Raw genomic sequence first — 20,473 nt, forward strand, 5'->3', positions numbered from 1 at the left:
AAAAGAGGCGCAATTGCCTCTTGTATTCTCTCTCAAAACTTTACGATAACTCCATAGTGTTGACGGATTTGTAATCGGTTCCGTTCAACACGGGTTTCATTGTTCGGCTTGCAGCCGCAACGAAACCCTAGCTGTTAGCAGCTGTACCAATTATCCACGACCCAATTACTAATACAAGTGGGAATGTAGATAGAAAGTAAAAAGATTGAATATTGCGCAACATTTTCAATTAGAGTTGATTTTAAAGATTCTTCATCTCTAAATTGCCACATAGTTAAATAATACATATGTCTATTTAATATTTTTAAAGATATATTGTCTAATAATCTATATAGCAAGAGGAATATTGAAGAACCTAGAGGGTAAAACATAAGCCGTCTGTCGTCACAATTTATATTATCAGAAAACTGTAAAACTAATCCGAGAACTAATAAGCTTAGAGATAAAAATAACGCTTGATTATAAATTTTAGGATATCTGAAAAATTTTAAAGTATGTGGCACAACGTAACCCATAACTATTAACGGTCCAATTAGAAAAAAGCCTAGTAGTAAATATAAATTTATAATGGAATCCATCTAGTAATCGTTCAGTTTTTTAGGTATAGTTGCTAACTTATCGACAGGGCTTAACTATTAATTTTCTGGAGCCAATTCTAACTCAAGTCCTTCAAGACTTTCCGTTATTGGAATTTGACAACCTAAACGACTATTGGATTTTACATAAAAAGCTTCAGATAGCATGGCTTCTTCATCATCACCCATAGGTGGCAACTCCACCTCATTGAGCACATAACACTGGCAAGAAGCACACATGGCCATACCTCCACAAGTTCCTTCAACTGGCAACTCATAGGCTTTGCACAATTCCATAATGTTCATGGCCATATCTGTTGGCGCTTGCAATTCATGAACAACCCCTTCTCTATCTTTAATCTTTATTAAAACATCCATTATTAAAATTCCTTTTTTTATTTGATCTGAAGATCCAAAATATACTCTATATTGTTTTTATTATTACTGATTTTCAAACGAAGGATATCCGCTTGATTGATAGTAAATACCACCGAAACGTCTGGAGCATATACTCCATCAATAGTTTTAAATACCAATTTCCCTTTAAAAGTAGTGTTTACTAAACCATTTTTCTCATTTTTGGTATTTACTAACGTTTGAGAAGTCAATTCCGCAGAATTATAAGCTGTATATTCTTCTAATTTGGCTTTATCCCCACTTAACTTTGTTAAAAATTCAGCTCCGGTAATTTTTAAATACCCCTGTCTATTAGAAAACACATTAATTGGAGTAGCAAAAGAAGCATCTTGAAACTCCCCATCAACACCAACATAAGCCCGCTTTACCGAGGCTTCCTGAATAAGTTCTTGTCCAAAGCTAGTACCTATAGACCATAGCAAAATAAATAGAAGAAAGTACTGTTTTTTCATAATTGGTTAGGTTTAAAGTTAGTAATTCAAACGTATTTCCATTCTGATTAAAGCGCAGAATGCAAAAATGAATTTTTTTATATAATTTTTTACCAAAATAAAAAAAAATCAACACAAAAAACCTAAACATGACAACAATTTTACACTAACACAATTTATTTGATAAATCAGTAAAAAATCAAAAATAAATCAAAATAGCGAATCATGTCATAAATATTCCTACTCAAAGAACTTAATTCAAAGTAGCCCATCGGCTTAAATTACACTACATTCACTACTGTCTCTATCTGTGGCGCAAATTTTTTGATGGTAGTTTCTACCCCAGCACGCAAAGTCATTTGATTCACACTACAACTGGTACAAGCTCCTTCAAGTCTTACCTTTACATGTTTATCTTCCTCTATAGAGATAAGCGATATATCACCTCCATCTGATTTAAGAAACGGTCTGATTTCGTCTAATGCTTTAAGTACATTGTCGGTTAATTCTTCTGTTGTCATACTTTATTTTTTTTAATCATTCAACCTTCAAAGAAAACTCTTGAAGGCTGAACTTTTAATTATTATTTTTTTACTGCTGAACAACCCGCCATGGTTGTAATTTTAATGGCTTCGGTAGCTGGTAAATGCTCATTTCTATTTACCGTTTCTTGTACTACATTTCGAGTAATGGTTTCAAAAACAGTTCCGATAATTGAATCTGTTTGTAAAGCAGCAGGACGACCGTAATCTCCAGCTTCGCGGATAGACTGAACGATTGGCACTTCTCCTAAGAAAGGCACATTTAAATCTGTAGCTAAGTTACGAGCCCCTTCTTTACCAAAGATATAGTATTTATTTTCAGGAAGTTCTTCTGGCGTAAAATAAGCCATGTTTTCAATAATTCCCAAAACAGGAACATTGATCGCTTCAGACAAGAACATCGCTACTCCTTTTCTTGCATCAGCCAAAGCCACGGCTTGTGGTGTACTCACTACAACAGCACCAGTCACAGGCAAAGATTGCATAATAGACAAGTGAATATCACCTGTTCCAGGAGGCAAATCAATCAACATAAAATCCAATTCGCCCCAGCTGGCATCAAAAATCATTTGATTTAATGCTTTGGCTGCCATTGGCCCTCTCCAGATTACTGCTTGACTTGGAGAAGTAAAAAATCCAATGGAAAGCATTTTCACCTCATAACTTTCAATCGGTTTCATTTTTGATTTTCCGTCAACTTCAATAGAAATTGGTTTTTCGTTTTCTACATCAAACATAATTGGCATAGAAGGACCATAGATATCGGCGTCTAACACCCCAACACTAAATCCCATTTTAGCAAGAGAAACAGCTAAATTAGCAGTTACAGTAGATTTTCCTACTCCACCTTTACCAGAGGCAACAGCAATAATATTTTTGATTCCTGGTATCACCTTTCCTTTAACTTCTGGCTTGTCCGGAACCTCAACTTTACTATTAATTTTGATTTTAGCTTCGGCAGAAACTTTTTCTAGAATTGTTTTTTTGATATCGTCTTCAGCACGTTTTTTAATATGCATGGCAGGTGTGTGTAATACTAAATCTACCACTACTTCGTCACCAAAAGTAACCACATTTGCGATAGCTCCGCTTTCCACCATATTTTTTCCTTCTCCAGCAATAGAAATGGTTTCTAATGCTTTTAGTATTTCTTTTCTATCTAATTTCATGTTTTAAAATTTATCCGATGTCTACTTTTTAATAAGACTGATTCTGGATTGCAAAGATAATAGTAAAATCATTGAAACTATTAGGATTGAATTGAAAATATTGATAGAAAAATAGGGAAAAGCACTTTAATACATTTCGCCTTTAAGAAGTGCAATTTTTTGATCAACGTACTTTACTTGCAACTGGTTTTTTAACCAATCATAAGCTGTGGCAAGCAATTGATTTTTTACTGTCGAAAAAACAACTGCATCAATGATACCGCTTGAAAATTTGGCTTGCGAGGACCGAAAAGAAGTTTCGGCAAAACCTTTCATCTCTTGCAACTTTTCTGAGAGTTTGATATAATTTTGTTTATTTTGATGTTCAAGATCAATTTGATTTTTAACTTTTAAAGTTTCGTGTTCGATTACTAATTTCGTTTTTTCAGCTTCAATTTTCAAGGCAGAAAATCTTTTCGATGAACGAAAACCATTGAATATAGGAACATTAAGCTGTATTCCAAGCTGTTGATTTTTATTATCCTTAATTTGTTTACCAAAATCCACGGTTTGAACATTGAGTTGATTAAGGGTTTTGAAATAAAAAGTTGAAAAACCATAAAAGGAAATCAAAGAAGGCAAATTATTAGCTCTTTCCATTTTAGCGTCAGCTAAACTACTTTCGTAATTTAACTTCGCATATCTCAACTTTGGATTAGCATCCATAGTCATGGATTGGCTCAAAGTTGTTTCCATCATATCATTCAAAACTACAGCTTCTATGGCACTATTTTCTGTATTAATTAACTGAAAAAGTTGCTTCTTTTGAATCCCTAACAATTGTTTTGTCTCCACTATCCTTTTCTCTTCTTGAGCGAAACTTAATTGCATATCATACCAATCACTTTTTGATTTGGAACCGATAGCCACCTCTTTTTTCACTCTTTCCAAATTAAATTCAGCATTCTTGAATTGTTCTTCTTGAATTTTAAGTAATTCTTGGGTAAAAAGCGTTTGAAAATAGCTCTCCAAGATTTGAAGTTGGTATTCGTTCTCCAAAATTTTTAAAGTTTCTTTTGACAGTTCAATGGCGATTTTGGTCTTTCGAGCATTCGCAATCGACTTAAAATCAAGCAAACTCATCTGTGCATTCAAATTAAAATTATCATTTTGGATATTGGAACTTTCCCTTCCATTCGTGGAAGGGTTAATGGTTGAACCAAAATTATAACTTTGATTTCCGGTAAATGAAATGGTAGGCAAGAATTGATTTGCAACTGAATTATGTTCTTTCTGTGCTTTTTTAATATCCAATTGCTGCATTTTAATGGTGATAGCATTTTTCTTTCCTGCTTCAATACATTGCTGCAATGACCAATGCTGCTCTTGCCCCAAAAGTGAAAAACAGTAAAAAAAGAAAGCTATTAATAAAAAGATTATTTTATTCATATTTCAAATATTTCAGTACATCTAATCGGGTGGCATGATAGGCTCTTGAAAGCACTACAATCAACGTTAAGCTTAACAGCATTACAAAACCTACTATAAAAGGTAACACTGAAATGGTTATTCTAAAAGCAAAATTTTCTAGCCACCTATTGAGCAAATAATACACTGGAAATAGCGCCAGTAAAAACCCAATAACACAATAAATGATGTATTGTTTGGATAACTCTTTTAGTAGAACATTGGTTTCTGCTCCAAGTGTTTTTCGGATGGCGATTTCTTTCATGCGTCTTTCAATTGAAAAAGAAGCTAAAGCAAACAATCCGAAAAGGGCAATTAAGATGACAACTACATTCAACAAGGAGAACAAATTCTTTTGTTTGACATAGGTCTCAAAAGTTCTTGCAAACGTTTTATCTACAAAATTAAACTCAAAAGGAAACTCAGCATCGACTTTCTTTTTCCAAAAATTCTCAAGGTTTGAAATGGTTTTTTCTGACTTTTCACTATCAATTTTAACATACAAATCGCTGATATTTTCTATCAACCAATCCACCGTTTTTAGATGAAAAAACACCATTGGGGGCACTTTCCCTTGTGGGCTAAATAGATTAAAATCTTTTACGACACCTATCACTTTAAACTTGTTATCATTCCAATCAATAGTTTTTCCTAACGGATTTTTTTCATTCATCATTTTCAAAGCTGTCTCATTTACTAAAATCGAATTAATAGTGTCCGAAGCTAACTTCTCAGATAAAGCTCTGCCCTTTACAATTTTAATCTGCATAACAGAAAGCATATCATAATCGACGGCCATATTCTGAGCTTGAATGCTGTTCCCATTATAAGAAAAACTACTACTTGAATCATTACCTCCACCAAATCGGAACGTCCCGGTTGATACTTTCTGTACTCCTTCAATATTTTCTAACTCGTTTTTTAGTGTTTTATATTTATTATAAATAATTGTATTTGTTACAATTCCATTTACGGCTAGATTTGACTTATTCCAATACACCGTTCCAACTTGATCTCCTTTGAAACCCAACTCTTTATTCGAAAGATAATTTACTTGTTGATAAACAATGTAGGAGCCTATTATAAAGAATGATGCGATTGAAAATTGAAAAATCAACATTCCGTTGCGCAACCAAATACCGCTTTTACTTCGCCCAAAATTTCCTTTCAGCACTTTTAGCGCTTCAAAATTGGAGACATAAACAGCGGGAAAAACCCCTGCTACAACAATTACAATAACAAAAATTAATAGTAATTGTAAATAAAATTGATCTCCAAAAATAACCAACTTCTTACCTAAAAATTCATTATAATAAGGCAACGACAGTTCTACAATTACCAAAGAAAGGAGAATAGAAAATAAGGTTATTACTACGGTTTCAAAAATAAATTGTTTTATAATATCCATTTTTGAAGCACCAATAATTTTACGAACTCCTACTTCTTTGGCACGTTTTATTGCATTGGCAGTAGCCAGATTAACATAGTTTACTATAGAAAGCAACAAAATCAATATTGACAATCCTACCATTATCAACAAAAACTGATAATTACCTTTTCCTTCAGGCGCTCCTGGTGCAACAGCATGTAATCTTAAAGTGCTTAACGGGCTCAATAATGTCTTTATTACACCGTAATTTTTTTCGTACTCATCCATAGTCATTCCTTCCTCCTTTGCCTCCTTTACCGCTTTGTGATTGTAATACAGATCGTTTATTTTTTTTGTGATCACTTCTTTATCTTTTGAGTCTTTTAGCTTAATCATTAATGAATGATTGAAAGCCCCCCAATTATTATTTTCAAGTAATCTTTCTTTCATCTGATTGATTACAATTGCTGGATTGATAGACGAATTACCTGGAACATTATAAACGCAGGTTACGGTTAACAGTTTAGTACCATAAAGAATTTGTTTTCCAATAGGATTTTCTTTTCCAAATAATAGTGTTGCCGTATTTTCATTCATCGCAACACTATTCTCTTTTGATAAAGCGGTAGTAATACTCCCTAACTTATTTTCAAAAGGAAATAGTTTGAAAAAATCATTTTGAGTGTTGAAACTTTTATTTATTGTATGTACTTTACCATTATATTTAAAAGTTTCTGTTTGATACCAATCATGGTAAACAAAACTTTCAATACGTGAATCCTTTTTTAAATAGGTTTCTAATGTAGCAGGATTTGAAGTCCAAATAACCTCTTTTCCGAGGTCTGAAAAAACCTTAAATACTTTTTCCCTTTCAGGATTCCAAGCATCATAACTATGTTCATCATTCCAATAGAGAATCGCAAAAATTAATCCTGCGATACCAATGCTTAATCCTAAAACATTCAACGCTGTGAAAAGCTTGTTGTTTTTGATGTTGTATAAAAATATGTTGATCCAATTTTTTAGCATGATGTATTCGTTTTTTGATTGATGATTGATGATTTTAGGAAGTAAAAACAGCTACATTTTTGCTGTTTACTTTTTCAGAAAGTACCATTCCGTCTTTCATTAAAATCGTTCTTTGCGAAAAAGAAGCATCGTACTCTGAGTGGGTTACCATTACTATTGTCGAACCTTGGGCGTGCAAATCACTTAGCAACTCCATTACTTCGTTGCCATTTTTACTATCTAAATTTCCTGTTGGTTCATCGGCCAAAATAATTTTTGGATCATTAATTAGCGCACGTGCAACAGCTACTCTTTGCTGCTGTCCTCCAGAAAGTTGTTGCGGATAATGCTTTAAGCGATGTGAAATATTTAAGCGTTCAGCAATTGCGGCTACTTTTTTCTTTCTTTCAGCGGCCGAAACATTATTGTAAATCAATGGCAATTCGATATTATCAAAAACGGTTAGTTCATCAATCAAATTAAAATTTTGAAAAATGAAACCAATGTTTTGTTTTCTCACTTTAGATTTTTCTTGTTCTTTTAGCCCTATCATTTGTTGATTAAGCAACTCATAACTACCACTGGAAGCACTATCCAGAAGACCAACAATATTCAACAATGTTGATTTGCCACTTCCAGAGGCGCCCATTATGGTGACAAATTCGCCTTGATTGATTGTCATTGAAATGTCGCTCAAGGCTTTGGTTTCTAATTCTTCTGTTCGGAATATTTTCGAAAGATTGGTAATGTGTATCATAGTGTTTTTGATTAATGATTTATATTTTTTATTGACTACTATTGTTCTATATTTAAAATTTCGGCTTCAAGATAATCTTTATACGACGATGTAATTACTTGCTCACCAGGCTGGAGTCCATTTGGAATTTCAAAATACAAAGGATTTTCTCTACCCATGGTAATTTTTCTTCGCTCCGCTTTATCGCCGTTGACAACAAAGATCCATTTTCCTGCGGTTTCTTGGTTAAAACTTCCTTTCGAAAGCACCATAGATTTTTTCTTTTCAGAAAGCGTTAATCGCACGCCAAAACTCAATCCTTGACGCAAATCCATTTTCTCCGCTTGGGCAAAATTCAGTTCGACCAAAAATTGTCCGCCTTTTATTTCTGGTATCACTTTATTAATGACAACTTCAACCTCTTTACCGTTACAATCGACTTTCCCTTTTTGGCCTTGATTTATTTTCGGGAGATAAAACTCATCCACTTGCGCCATGAGTTTATATCCTTTCATAACATCAATTTTGGCTAACGTTTGCCCTTGCTGATAGGTTTGCCCTAAAACAGGTTCAAACGAAGACAATCGCCCAGAAACTGGCGCAATTATTAAAAAGTTTTTCTTGTTGGATCGCAAAACAGCTAGGCTTTTTTCCATAATTCCTATGGACTGATTAAGGTGTACAATCTGGATTTGATTGGCTTGTTTCTCTTTGGTCATACTTTGCTTTATAATACCGATGCGCTCTTTTTGAAAACGATAATTCTCTTGTGTTTTCTCCCATTCATTTTGAGATAAAATATCTTGTTCGAATAACTTTTTATTCAAATCGTACAAGTTTTTTGCATCTTGAAAATCATGACTTATAGCTACCAAATCTTTGGCAAAATTTAATTCTTGATTTCTCAAATCTAATTTGGCTTTGTTCAAATTATTGATTTGTTCAATAATTGCCGTTTCTTGCTGCATATAATTCAGTTCCGTATTGGGATTATACAATCGGGCTAAAGCTTGTCCCTTTGTAACATGGTCTCCATTACTCACGAATATTTCTTGAACCGAACCTCCTTCAACTATATTTACCAACATAGAATTCATAGGCTCCACCCGAGCTTGAAAAACCAAAAAATCTTCAAAAAAATCTTGTGTCACAGTCTTAATGGTTATCTCTTGTTTTTTTACATTCAGACTTCTTTTTTTATTAATCATTGAAAAAGCGCCATAACTCAAAATTACAATTCCAATTACTGCAAGGGTTAGATGCTTTTTTTTGTTATTTTTACGAATGATGATTGTGTCCATTATAATTTTCTTTGTCTGGTACATTAACAATTTCATGCCATATTTTTAAAAATAGTCAAAGCGTTGATTGTAGTGGTTTAAAAAAAAAAAAAAAACAAGTAGTGTTCAATAACGAACAGTGTTCGGTCGGAAATGAACACCTGAAAATTTTAATTTTTATAAAATTAGAACTAAAACCGTTGAAACAATGGCGTTTTTAACCGTAAAGAATGCTAATAGTAGCTTAAAATGAAAAAAACAACTGCCCGAATTTTGGTTATCGATGACCAAGAAGACATACTTTTTGCTGCAAAAATGCTTTTGAAGAAACATTTCGAAACCATTTACACGGCCAATAACCCAAAAAACATTCTAAAACTACTTGCCGAAAATGCAATAGAAGTGGTGCTTCTAGACATGAATTATCGGATTGGTTTTGAAGATGGTCGTGAAGGAATCTATTTCTTGAAGGAGATAAAAAAATTTTCACCTCATACTATTGTAATTCTAATGACCGCGTTTGGCAAAGTCGAGACCGCTGTTGAGGGCTTAAAATCGGGTGCTTTTGATTATGTTTTGAAACCATGGGAAAATGAAAAATTAGTACAAACTGTAAAACAAGCCGTTGAAACCTCACGCATTGAAGCCCGAAAAAACAAAAAGAAATTAGTAAGTGACGTGACTAATAATCCCTTTTTTATTGGCCATTCAACGCTTATCAAAAAAGCCTATTCCTTGGCCGAAAAAGTAGCAAAAACGGATGCAAACGTTTTAATCCTTGGCGAAAACGGAACTGGAAAATTCGTTTTGGCACAGTACATCCATCAACAATCCGACAGAAGCAACAATGCCTTTGTTCATGTTGACTTAGGTTCGCTCAATGATAATTTGTTTGAAAGTGAACTTTTTGGCTATGCCAAAGGCGCTTTTACCGATGCTAAAATCGATACCGCAGGTCGGTTTGAAAAAGCACAAAACGGAACCCTCTTTCTTGATGAAATTGGGAATGTTCCCAGTCATTTACAAGCAAAATTGCTACAAATCATTCAGACCAAAACCGTCACCCGACTTGGAGAATCAAAACCTAGACCACTTGATGTTCGAATTATTACAGCTACTAATTTAGATTTAAAACAAGAAGTGCTTAGCAAACAGTTTCGGGAAGATTTATACTATCGTATTAATACTATGGAAATCAAGCTACCTCCTTTACGCGAACGTTTAGAAGATAAAATTCCGTTAGCTGAATTTTTGCTAAACAAAATTATTCTTAAATACGAGAAAGGAAAAATCACTTTTGACGAAAAATCACTTCATCAAATCAAAGAACATGCTTGGAATGGAAACATCCGAGAAATGGAAAACCGAATTGAGCGCGCCATTATTCTTTGTGAAAACGAAACCATCAAAGTCTCCGATTTAGACCTTGAGATCATAACTCGTTATGAAGAAAATCAGGAGGATTTACACTTATCGGAAATTGAAAAAATAACCATCGAAAAAGTATTAACTAAAAACGAATGTAATATAAGTAAATCAGCAGAAGAATTAGGTTTATCAAGAGCCGCTTTATATCGAAGAATGGAAAAATATAATATTAATCAATCGTAAATGTTCAAAACACAAAAAACACATCACTATTTATTCTTACGACTACTCGTCCTTTTTTGTGGAGTAGTTCTAAGTTTTTTTCTTTATTCAAAAAACTTAGTTTATTCTTGTTTTTTGTCCTCTCTTCTCAGCTTTTTACTCCTGATGGAGCTGTATTTTTTTCTGAAAAATGCCATGCAATTCTATGACAGAATCATTTCATTGATCCTGAATAATGATTTCACTTCAGACTTCTCGAAACTATCCACCAACGCCAACTATACTGCAATCTATCAATTGTATGAAAAACTAAAAAACAAAGAAAACGACACTTTCTCCAAAGACATAGTATATAGCAGCATTTTGAACAACATAGAAAGTGGCATCCTGATCTTGGAAAAAAGCAAAAACGATTGGACCGTTTTCTTGATGAATAACTATTTTTCCAAGCACTTTCAGGTACCTAAAGTTACCAAATGGCATTATCTTAAAACCTTATTGCCCTCACTTTGTGAGTTTATCGAAGCCCAAGAATTTAAGGAAATGAAAAGTCCAATACAGATACAAGTTGACAAAAAAGAAACCCAAACTTTTGTCATTCAAACTTCTGCTACCAAAACGCTAAACAAAGAATATTACGTCATTTTACTAGATAGTATACAGAAAGTAGTCGATAAGAAAGAGAAAGAAGCTTGGATCAACCTAATGAAAGTCATTTCGCACGAGCTCTTAAATTCGCTCACTCCAATACGCTCCCTTTCTCAAAACTTACATGAAGTCATTCAGCAAGATAGCTTATCCAACGAGGATTTAGAAGATATAAAACAGAGTGTAATCACAATGCACAATCGAAGCAACCACCTCCAAGAATTCGTTGAAAGCTATAGAATATTGGCCATGTTACCCACACCTAAAAAAGAAAAAGCAGAGCTCTCAAAACTAATAAACGACGCCCTACAAATCATGCTTCCTTTATTTAAAAAAGAGAATATAACCGTAAACAATTCGCTAAATCAAACCCTTTGGATCCTAATTGACAAAAACCAAATAGAACAAGTTTTTATCAACTTGCTAACCAATTGCATGTATGCGTTAGAAAATAAAGAGGATAAAAAAATAAATATTAGTATTGAGAGGCATGAGCAACGATTGTACATAATTATTGCAGATAATGGTCACGGAATAGAACCCGAGATTCAAGACAAAATTTTTCTTCCTTTCTTTACCACTCGAAAAAAAGGAGCAGGCATTGGGCTTACCTTATCCAAAAGTATCATTGAAGCTCATGGTGGTTATTTATCCTTTGAATGTGAAGAAAACAATACTCAATTTAAAATTTGCCTTATAGTATAAAAATGTTAGTTTTACCCTGAAATCTGTAAGTTTTACTATTTTAAACAGTGTTATTCTAACACGAGCAACTTCTCTTATTGAACCATTTAAGGCATTTAAGGTCATGTAAGTTTCATAAACATACCGCTATTATTTCTTAGACAACTCTACTGTCTCTACTGCGACGAATTAATAGACCTCCATTTATATATAGGCATTGATTCTTATATGACCTTACATACCTTATATGGTTTTATTTTTTGGGTTCTACCCTGAATTGTGTGGGTTTTACAATTTTAAATTATTTTATTCTAACACAAGCAACTTCTGTTTTTGAACCATTTAAGGCATTTAAGGTCATTTAAGTTTCATAAACATACCGCTCTTATTTCTTTGACAACTCAACTGTCTCTACTGCGACGAATTAATAGACCTCCATTTATATATAGGCATTGATTCTTATATGACCTTACATACCTTATATGGTTTTATTTTTTTGCTTGTGTGTTTACCCCCACAGTGGAGGGTAGAACCAAAATATTTCTTTTACTTTCTTACTTCAGGCTCCCAAAAATGCGCCTCGAAGTTTGCAATTTGATTGTCTTTGACTACAATTCCTTCACTTTCTAACAATTGTTGCATTAAATTAGTCCCGTCAAAATGAAGTTTCCCAGTAAGAAGTCCTTTTCGGTTCACGACTCTATGCGCAGGAACATCTTCTAGATGATGAGAGGCATTCATGGCCCAACCCACCATTCGGGCAGAACGCGCAGTTCCTAAAGCTTTGGCTATGGCGCCATAGGAAGTGACTTTGCCATAAGGAATTTGCCTTACCACGGCATACACACGCTCAAAAAAATTGGTTTCTTCCATAGCAGATTAAAAAAAATGTAGACCGTAATGCTTCATGATGTTCCAAAAAGTAATCAGCGTTACTAAACCCGTAATGGTTCCGATGATGCGATTCATGTTTTGAATAAAAAAATCGGCTTTGGATTCTATTTTATTAAAAAAAGCCACATAACCATAAAACACCAAAAAAGCCCCTGATACAACTCCCAAAACAAAGATAAAAATGGAAAGCAAATCAAAAGTAAACAATTGGTAAGAAGCAAAAGTGATTCCTAACAAAACATAATAGGGAATCGGGAAGAAATTCAAGGCGGAAAGTAACATTCCAAGAAAAAAACGGGAACTGTTACTGTACTTTTTGATATTCCCTCCTTTGAGTTTTGGTTTTTTGGCAACAAAAAGAAAATAAACCGTAAGCAAAGCAAAAATCACACAACCAATTTCCCTTAGTAATAGAATAAGTGAAGGACTTTTGTCAATCACTCTAGCAAATAAAAGTGCCAAAAAGGTTTGAAAAAAAATGATAATGACCGCACCCAAAACAAACCACATTGCAGTTCGCTTGCCTTCTTTTAAGTTCACTTTTACCGCAGTCATATTAATCAACCCTGGTGGTGAAATACCAACAAAAGCGCTAATAAAACCGAGAAAAAAGAGACCTAGTATCTGCATAGCATGAAAGGAAAAACTAGATTTAATTAAAAATCTAGTTTATGATTTTATTTTAAAACGAATAAAAGTAATCGCTTTATTGATGGCTAAATATTGTTTTTCATAAAACGTTTGAAAAGCCGTAACCTCCTCGGGACTTCCTTCGTTTGTATAGACGTTATGATTCGCATACAACACTTCATGTCCTTCGCCATGCAAAAGTCCTAAAGTATAACCATGCATGAATTCTGAATCGGTTTTTAGATTCACGATACCTTCTTTTTTCAAGATTTTTTTATACAATTGTAAGAACTCTGAGTTCGTCATACGATGCTTCGTTCTCTTGTATTTGATTTGTGGATCTGGAAAAGTAATCCAAATTTCGTCTACTTCATTTTCGGTAAAAATATGATTGATTAATTCAATTTGGGTTCTTACGAATGCCACATTGTATAGGCCTGTTTCTACCGCTGTTTTGGCACCTCTCCAAAAACGCGCACCCTTGATATCGATACCAATAAAATTTTTGTTGGGGTAACGTTCGGCTAAACCAACCGAATATTCACCTTTACCACAACCTAATTCTAGTACTAATGGATTGTCGTTTTTGAAAAATTCTGTATTCCATTTTCCCTTTAAAGGAAACAACTCACCTACTACTTCTTCTCTTGTTGGTTGAAATACGTTCTCGAACGTTTCGTTTTCTTTGAACCTTTTTAATTTATTTTTACTTCCCACGGTATTTTTTGCTATTTCGGGCAAAAATAAGCAATTAAATTTGAAGGCTCGCTTTAGTTCATAAAAAACCGATTTATTCTTTGACGGTTAGTTGTTTCATAACTCCATCTTCTATAGGCGTTTTGATTTTTACCACTTCGTCTACGTTTTCGTTTGGAACCGTCATAGAAAGCACATACTGTTTGATTTTCCAATCCTTTCCAACTTTTTCTAGTACGCCTGACCCTCTACAAATTTTCATTTGCGTACTCAACAACTCGTCAAACCAAGCCAATTTTCCAGTAGTATCCAAAAAAATATGACGCTCGATTGCGGTAAAATTCCATGCTTTCCCTTTATCGAAATAAGGTTTTGCAAAAGCTTGAAATGCGGTTTTGTTCCAATTCTCCTTCGCATCAGTGCCAATAAAAATGGCATCGTTGGTCATTAAGCCAAAATAAGCATCAAATTGAGCTTGTGCAGCTGCTTTATGCCAAGCATCGAGAGTAGTGGAAATTTTCTGTTCTTCAGAACGCGGAGACTGAGCCGAAGCAGTAAAAAGTCCCATTACCAAAAGAAGTCCAATAGAAAGTGTGGTTTTCATAGATTGTGTTAAGTTAATTGAATTACAAAAATAACTACTTTATAGTCAGTTTTGTTTACTTCCATACTTTGAATGTCAAAAAACAAGAAGAATCGGCGCTTGATCGCCTTTTTTGATTTATTTTTGAATAATAAAACAATCAAAATCCATCAAATTATGAAAACAATCCCAACTCTTTTACTTGCTTTCCTTGTATTTTCTCTATCGCAAAGTTCATTTGCACAAGGTTTTGGTGTTCGTGCAGGAGCTAATTTTTCTTCGGCTAGCGACGGAAATTTTGGTAAAATAAAAAGCAACAACGGGTATTATCTTGGCGTTTACAAAGAAATGTCTATAGTTCCCAAATTACTTTATATCCAACCAGAGGTTCAATTCTCCAAACAAGGTTTTACTACCAGTACTTCAGATTTTGATTTAAACTATGTGCAAGTGCCTATTTTGGCTAAGTTGTATGCACTAAAAATCGTTAGCTTCGAAACTGGTCCACAATTTGGATTCAAAGTAAGCGATAAAATCGACGGTCCTCAAAATCCAGATTTCAAAACTTTTGATAGCGCATGGGCGTTTGGCATGTCATTAAATTTGCCTTTCGGGTTAGCGATTAACGGAAGATATATTGGTAGTTTTAAAGAAGTGATCAAAGACAGCGATTCTAAAAACCAAGTCATTCAATTGGGCGCTTCATTTACGTTCTAAAATCTATTTTTTTTGTATAAAAAAGGGCAATGTTTAACGACATTGCCCTTTTATTTAGAATTAGCTCAAAGCTAAAATTATTTTAATGTGCTTTTTGTTTCTCGATAGTAGACGTTAGCGTGCGTTTGATTTTGTCTAATGCCCCGTGAAACGCTTTTTCCAGACTGCTGGCATATTCTGTCACAGCAATTGGCTGAGTGTTGGCAACACGAACTTCAATTAAACAACGTTTGTCGTCTACGCCCGATTTATTTCCGTTTTCATCACCAAAATGGACTTCAATTCGGGTAATTTTATCTTCGAAACGAGCCAATGATTTTTCTAATTCACCAGAAAAGTAGGCTTCTACTCTTTCGTGCCCTTCGATATTTTTGTCGGTGTTGATTTGTACTTTCATCGTTACAATGTTTTTGAGTTATATTTCAAATTTAAACCATTCAGAAGAAAAAAGCTACTCTTTTAGCAAAAGTTTAGGACTCCGAAAACGTCTTTTGTGTCTTTTAAATTTATGTGTTTTTTTATTTTTAAAAAGTATTGAAAACAAGACATTTACAATAAATCACAAACCTAATTCATCGCATCTAGCCACAAAAAACGCTATGCTAACAACAGAATAGCGTTTTGAAAATATTAACCCCTAACCCAGATGGGAACGGCATCCTGTAGTCCCGGGGTTCGGGACTACAGATACAGTGGACAGCTGGAAATAGTTCCTAAAAATTAAAGTTCAAACCAAGGATGATATTTCTTCCTATGTTAGAAATTCCATCGGTTTTTAGTCTAGAAAGGTGCGCAATATATGATTTGTTAAATACATTGTTCGCGTTTAAATTCAGATTAAAAACGGTTTTTCCTATGCTCACTTTACCACCAAAACCTAAGTTCAACAAAGTGTAACCAGCAGTATTGGTTTCGAATCCGCTAGTGTTTTTTTGACTAAAAGTCGAACTAACATTTAGGGTAGCAAATCCGTTTTGAAACCATTTATTGCTATCGAATTCTGTGCGAATGGTATTATTCCAATTATTCGCTGGAATTAATGGCAAGAATTCACCGTTGCTTTTCTTTCCCGTTACGGTTTCGAAGCTGGTTTCATAATGCAACCAATCTAAAGGATGAGGATGAAAATGCAATCCAATCTCTCCTCCGTACAAATTAGCATCGTCCTGAATGTATTCAAAAACGGCATTTTGATCTCTTATTTCGCCAGTTGGTGCAGTATAAATATAATGGTTAATGTGATTGTAAAATCCGTTGGCAAAAAATTCAACATGTTCGGTTTTATACTCTAAATTTAAGTCGGCCTGAATGTTTTGTTCGGTTTTTAAAGCACTATTTCCAATTTCATACCGATTGGTCCCTTCGTGAACTCCGTTTGAAGTAAGTTCTGCCAAATTTGGGGCTCTAAAACCAGAAGCCAGATTAATTCGTAAGGCCATATTTTTAGCCAAGTCGGTCTTGTATCCTAAAGCCGCATTAAAGCTGTCATACTTTTCTTGTAGTGCTTCAAACGATCCTTCATCGCCAGGAATCCCGTAGGCATCAGCAACAATCTTTCGATTATCAAAACGCAATCCCGCTTGGACAACATTAGATTCCCAACTATAGTTAACGGTCCCGAAGACTCCAAAATCGTTAGTTGTTGCATTTGGAATTAAATATTCTTCTCCAAAATTGGTATTGGTTTGGTGCATTCCTTGAACACCAACTACTGTTTCGAATTTTCCAACTGTTGGCAAATAATACTTAGCGTTGTAATTTAAAGTCTTTAATTTCATATTCAATCTCGGAATAGCGCTGTCTTCATATTCGCTGCGATCATTAGCAATATATCCTAAGTCAATATCCATTTTTGAATTCTTAAAAAAAAGTACGGAATTCCAACTCAACAAATGATTCGCAACCCCTTGCTTAGGAAAAATCGTTTGCTTGTTGGTCGTTTGCTCAGCAATTCCTTCTTCTGGAATTCCTAAGTCCAAATTATTGTAGTTGTATCTAAACACTGTCGAAAAAGCCGCATTATGATAACCTACAGCCGTTTTAAAGTCGGTTTCATTAAAACGTGTATTGGTCACACGATCGCCCTCGCCAGTTTGGTAATCAGAATGCGTATTGTAAGCGCCGCGAACCAGAAATTTCCAATTCTCGGTACTGGTTTTAAGTCCCAAAGTCGTATTGCTTCCTACGGTATTCGAAAATAATTTTTGACTAAAATTGCCAGAAAAAGAATTGGCGTTTGCAAATTTCTCAGGATTAAAATACAATACTCCACCAATGGCGTCTGATCCATACAATAATGATGCTGGGCCTTTTATGACCTCAACACTTTCTACTCCAGCATCGTTTAACCCTAAACCATGTTCGTCACCAAACTGCTGATTTTCGATTCGAACACCTTGTGAATAGACCAAAACACGATTACCACTTAATCCTCGAATTACTGGTTTCCCGATAGAAGTTCCCGTAGAAACTTGCGAAACCCCAGGAATAGTAGCCAAGCCTTCAATTAGTGTAACTGCTCCTTTTTGTTCCAAGTTCTTAATGGATTCATGAGCAACCTTCATCACATTCTGTGATTGTAATTTATTAAAACCCGTTGAAACAATAACAGCATCCATTTCAAAAACAGAAGGTTCAAGAAGTACATCTAAAACCGTTTCAGATCCAGTGATGGTAAGACTTTTATTTTGTGTAGTAAAACCCATGTACGAAAAACTAATGGTTACTGTTTTTTTAGGTAAATTATATAAAGTATATTTTCCATTTTCGTCTGTAGTCGCGCCATTATGTAATTCTGAAACATAAACCGTAACATTTTTCAAGGGTTGGTTAGTAGCGTCAATAACGGTACCTGTAACTTTATTTTGGGCTTGGAGAAATGCTGAACATCCAAGCATCAGTAGAACTATTATTTTTTTCATTAAATTGATTGCTATTGTCCTTCTCGTTTCATTAAAACAAGAAAACTTTTGATAAATAAATGATTAATAAACATCTAAAAGATGTGAGTACATTAAAAGCAAAAGCGACTGTTATTTTTAAAGTTTCATATAAAATCAATCATCCGCCCTATTTTTTTCAAAAAATAGACCAATAATCAGAACATAAAATACCATTTGACGAACCCTTAGGTCATCAAAAACTTTAAAAAAAGTGCTTTAAACAATAGTTTGAGGGGGACCACGATGACAGTACAGACTTCCTGAAAACGAATAAAAAGTTTCCTTAACAATAAAAGAATAAGGAACCTCAACAGAAAGTTGCGGTGTTGGTAATGAAAAAAGAGGTGTCGTTATGAAAGTATCAAAACTAAAAGTACATACTAAGCAATGCTCAGGAACTTTATGTTGATGGGTAATATCGGCTTTGGTGTAAGAATCGTGAGCACATTGTTTTAGTTCTATTTGTGCCTTTAGATGCTCATAGCCGTGAAAAGATTGCACTGTTATTGCCAACAACAGTGTAATCGCAAAGAAAACAGGAATAAAAAACAGTTTCTTTTTCATCGGAAACAAATGTACAAAAGTTTGTGATGTTTCTCTACTAAATCCTTTTTATCAGATTTTAACGTTTTACAAAAGAAAAGCACTGCCTCACCAACGCCTTAAGAAAAGGCATTTTTGGGCATTTCCAAATTACTTGTAAGTCTTCGAGAAAAGAAGTGTCTTCATCTAAAAATTTAAAAATCAAATCGGGTTTTCCTCTTTGGAACAACTTTGAAAAAATGACACTTCCCAATTCGTTGGTGCGGTCCAAAATATCCAACAACAACAAATCGTACCACCAAAATTTAGTTCTTTTTCCCCAAGCGGTAAAAGGCAAATCGCGTTGCAAAAAGTGTACAAGTTCATCCGATTTTTTATCCGAATTTCTAAAAGTATAGCCCGTACTCGCTTTCGTCCAACCTCCAGCGGTGCCGATGTTGAGGACATTTTTGGTATTCGCTTTCCAAAACGGATAACAGGTCATCGGAATGCTCCCCTGCTCTTTTTCTTGTATGGTATAACTCGTCACTCCGAGTTGCTGCAAGTAGTCTTTGATGGCCGTTTCATATTCGGCTTTGGGCAAGAGGTTGTCCGAAAAAAGCGTGTATTCAACCAAAGCCTCGGTAGCCGAAGTAGGCAACACATACATAAAACGCGTATTCCCTTTTTGCGCCACCGAGAAATCCATAAAAGTCGGTTTTTCAGCCGTAAAAACGGGCTCATTCGTTTGCACAAACCACCCCACAAAATGCTGTTGCAGCACAGGATATTCGTTTTGATGCGTCAGCAAAGTAGGATTGTAAATACTGTTCAACACGCGCTTTCCGAAATAAACCGCTTGCGAGGTTTTTACAAAAATTTGCTGTTCGGTTTCTTCTATGTCGGTTACTTTTTCCTGTATAAAAGTCACTTTCGGATGTTGCTGCAACAAAGCCAACACTTGCTGGTAAAAATCAATCCCGCGAATCATTTGATAGCGGTACGGCTGCAAAGGCAAATCCCGACTGTACGCTTCCGAAGCAAACCAAGCCACGTCCCAATGTTTGGAAACCGCAGCATCCCAAATACTCGGAGTAGTACTCCAAAAACACCAAGTACGATCATTCGTTTTTTTGGCATCTTCGTCGAGCAACAAAAGGGTTTTGTCTTCAAAAGCAGGGGACGACACCATTTTGTAGGCCGTCATCAAAGCCGCCAAGCCTGCCCCAGTAAAAATATAATCGTATTGCACCGTACTCTCTGCTGTCATGCACCAAAAATAAGGAAAATAACCGCAATTCACAGCAAGCACCCAAAGGCTATTTTATCGACCGTACAAACTCTAATGATTGTTTGGATTTTTAGGAGCAACCACACCGACTTCACCCACACGAGTCGTCCCGCTGTACGCTATATCTTGCTTGCCGAACCCCGGCAAGCAAGGATGCCGCTACCATCCTACCGTCTGGACACAAATATTTTTATGTTAAAATGGCACGCAGATTAGGCAGATTATCGCCGATTTTTGGTTGTATATTAAAAATATTATTTATAAACTTAATGTTTTTTCAACACATTTTTTCAAAAGACAACA

At 34.8% G+C, this 20,473-nt stretch carries 19 protein-coding genes; 3 read left to right on the forward strand and 16 right to left on the reverse strand.

The window, feature by feature from the left end:
* Positions 1 to 635: 635 nt before the first annotated feature.
* The 8 genes from O9307_RS12740 to O9307_RS12775 all read right to left on the reverse strand — a co-directional run bounded on the left by O9307_RS12740 (position 636) and on the right by O9307_RS12775 (position 8,994).
* Positions 636 to 953, reverse strand: coding sequence for a 2Fe-2S iron-sulfur cluster-binding protein (locus O9307_RS12740; protein WP_064715444.1), 318 nt, complete (start codon positions 951 to 953; stop codon positions 636 to 638).
* Between the two features lie 17 nt (positions 954 to 970).
* A complete protein-coding gene (locus O9307_RS12745; protein ID WP_298299924.1) occupies positions 971 to 1,444 on the reverse strand; it encodes a hypothetical protein in 474 nt (157 codons plus the stop codon).
* Positions 1,445 to 1,704: 260 nt separating this feature from the next.
* On the reverse strand, positions 1,705 to 1,944 hold the full coding sequence (locus O9307_RS12750; protein ID WP_298299925.1) for a NifU family protein: 240 nt from the start codon (positions 1,942 to 1,944) through the stop codon (positions 1,705 to 1,707).
* Positions 1,945 to 2,006: 62 nt separating this feature from the next.
* On the reverse strand, positions 2,007 to 3,134 hold the full coding sequence (locus O9307_RS12755) for an Mrp/NBP35 family ATP-binding protein (RefSeq protein WP_298299926.1): 1,128 nt from the start codon (positions 3,132 to 3,134) through the stop codon (positions 2,007 to 2,009).
* 126 nt (positions 3,135 to 3,260) lie between these two features.
* Positions 3,261 to 4,562: a TolC family protein gene (locus O9307_RS12760; RefSeq protein ID WP_298299928.1), complete on the reverse strand. Its 1,302-nt coding sequence runs from the start codon at positions 4,560 to 4,562 to the stop codon at positions 3,261 to 3,263.
* Positions 4,555 to 6,978, reverse strand: a complete 2,424-nt coding sequence (locus O9307_RS12765) for an ABC transporter permease (RefSeq protein ID WP_298299930.1) — start codon at positions 6,976 to 6,978, stop codon at positions 4,555 to 4,557. Before O9307_RS12765 ends, O9307_RS12760 begins: the two co-directional genes overlap by 8 nt.
* Before the next feature lie 34 nt (positions 6,979 to 7,012).
* Complete coding sequence (locus tag O9307_RS12770) at positions 7,013 to 7,714, reverse strand: ABC transporter ATP-binding protein (protein WP_298299932.1); 702 nt, start codon at positions 7,712 to 7,714, stop codon at positions 7,013 to 7,015.
* Positions 7,715 to 7,752: 38 nt separating this feature from the next.
* A complete protein-coding gene (locus tag O9307_RS12775) occupies positions 7,753 to 8,994 on the reverse strand; it encodes an HlyD family efflux transporter periplasmic adaptor subunit (protein WP_298299933.1) in 1,242 nt (413 codons plus the stop codon).
* Positions 8,995 to 9,222: 228 nt separating this feature from the next.
* On the opposite strand from O9307_RS12775, the gene O9307_RS12780 reads away from it, so the two are divergent.
* Both O9307_RS12780 and O9307_RS12785 read left to right on the forward strand, forming a co-directional pair.
* A complete protein-coding gene (locus O9307_RS12780; protein WP_298299935.1) occupies positions 9,223 to 10,584 on the forward strand; it encodes a sigma-54 dependent transcriptional regulator in 1,362 nt (453 codons plus the stop codon).
* A gap of 174 nt (positions 10,585 to 10,758) precedes the next feature.
* Positions 10,759 to 11,916, forward strand: coding sequence for an ATP-binding protein (locus O9307_RS12785; protein ID WP_298299938.1), 1,158 nt, complete (start codon positions 10,759 to 10,761; stop codon positions 11,914 to 11,916).
* 525 nt (positions 11,917 to 12,441) lie between these two features.
* On the opposite strand, the gene O9307_RS12790 is transcribed toward O9307_RS12785, so the two are convergent.
* The 4 genes from O9307_RS12790 to O9307_RS12805 all read right to left on the reverse strand — a co-directional run bounded on the left by O9307_RS12790 (position 12,442) and on the right by O9307_RS12805 (position 14,719).
* Complete coding sequence (locus O9307_RS12790; protein ID WP_298299941.1) at positions 12,442 to 12,768, reverse strand: MGMT family protein; 327 nt, start codon at positions 12,766 to 12,768, stop codon at positions 12,442 to 12,444.
* Positions 12,769 to 12,774: 6 nt separating this feature from the next.
* Complete coding sequence (locus O9307_RS12795) at positions 12,775 to 13,419, reverse strand: LysE family transporter (RefSeq protein ID WP_298299943.1); 645 nt, start codon at positions 13,417 to 13,419, stop codon at positions 12,775 to 12,777.
* 39 nt (positions 13,420 to 13,458) lie between these two features.
* Positions 13,459 to 14,136 (reverse strand): tRNA (guanosine(46)-N7)-methyltransferase TrmB, encoded by a 678-nt coding sequence (gene trmB, locus O9307_RS12800; protein WP_298299956.1) that lies wholly within the window; start codon positions 14,134 to 14,136, stop codon positions 13,459 to 13,461.
* A gap of 73 nt (positions 14,137 to 14,209) precedes the next feature.
* Positions 14,210 to 14,719, reverse strand: coding sequence for a nuclear transport factor 2 family protein (locus tag O9307_RS12805; protein WP_298299945.1), 510 nt, complete (start codon positions 14,717 to 14,719; stop codon positions 14,210 to 14,212).
* 156 nt (positions 14,720 to 14,875) lie between these two features.
* Between O9307_RS12805 and O9307_RS12810 the strand changes: the two genes are divergently transcribed.
* Entirely contained in the window at positions 14,876 to 15,415 is a 540-nt protein-coding gene (locus O9307_RS12810) for an outer membrane beta-barrel protein (protein ID WP_298299947.1), read from the forward strand.
* A gap of 82 nt (positions 15,416 to 15,497) precedes the next feature.
* On the opposite strand, the gene O9307_RS12815 is transcribed toward O9307_RS12810, so the two are convergent.
* The 4 genes from O9307_RS12815 to O9307_RS12830 all read right to left on the reverse strand — a co-directional run bounded on the left by O9307_RS12815 (position 15,498) and on the right by O9307_RS12830 (position 20,149).
* Positions 15,498 to 15,812 carry an HPF/RaiA family ribosome-associated protein gene (locus tag O9307_RS12815; RefSeq protein ID WP_298299949.1) on the reverse strand — a complete coding sequence of 105 codons (315 nt, stop codon included), beginning with the start codon at positions 15,810 to 15,812 and terminating at the stop codon, positions 15,498 to 15,500.
* A 316-nt stretch (positions 15,813 to 16,128) separates the two neighbouring features.
* The gene (locus tag O9307_RS12820) at positions 16,129 to 18,336 is read right to left on the reverse strand and encodes a TonB-dependent receptor (RefSeq protein WP_298299951.1); all 2,208 of its coding nucleotides are present in this window, start codon (positions 18,334 to 18,336) and stop codon (positions 16,129 to 16,131) included.
* 237 nt (positions 18,337 to 18,573) lie between these two features.
* On the reverse strand, positions 18,574 to 18,921 hold the full coding sequence (locus O9307_RS12825) for a hypothetical protein (RefSeq protein ID WP_298299953.1): 348 nt from the start codon (positions 18,919 to 18,921) through the stop codon (positions 18,574 to 18,576).
* A gap of 58 nt (positions 18,922 to 18,979) precedes the next feature.
* The gene (locus O9307_RS12830; RefSeq protein WP_298299955.1) at positions 18,980 to 20,149 is read right to left on the reverse strand and encodes a lycopene cyclase family protein; all 1,170 of its coding nucleotides are present in this window, start codon (positions 20,147 to 20,149) and stop codon (positions 18,980 to 18,982) included.
* Positions 20,150 to 20,473: the final 324 nt, after the last annotated feature.

Source organism: Flavobacterium sp. (assembly GCF_027531905.1).
Lineage (GTDB): Bacteria > Bacteroidota > Bacteroidia > Flavobacteriales > Flavobacteriaceae > Flavobacterium.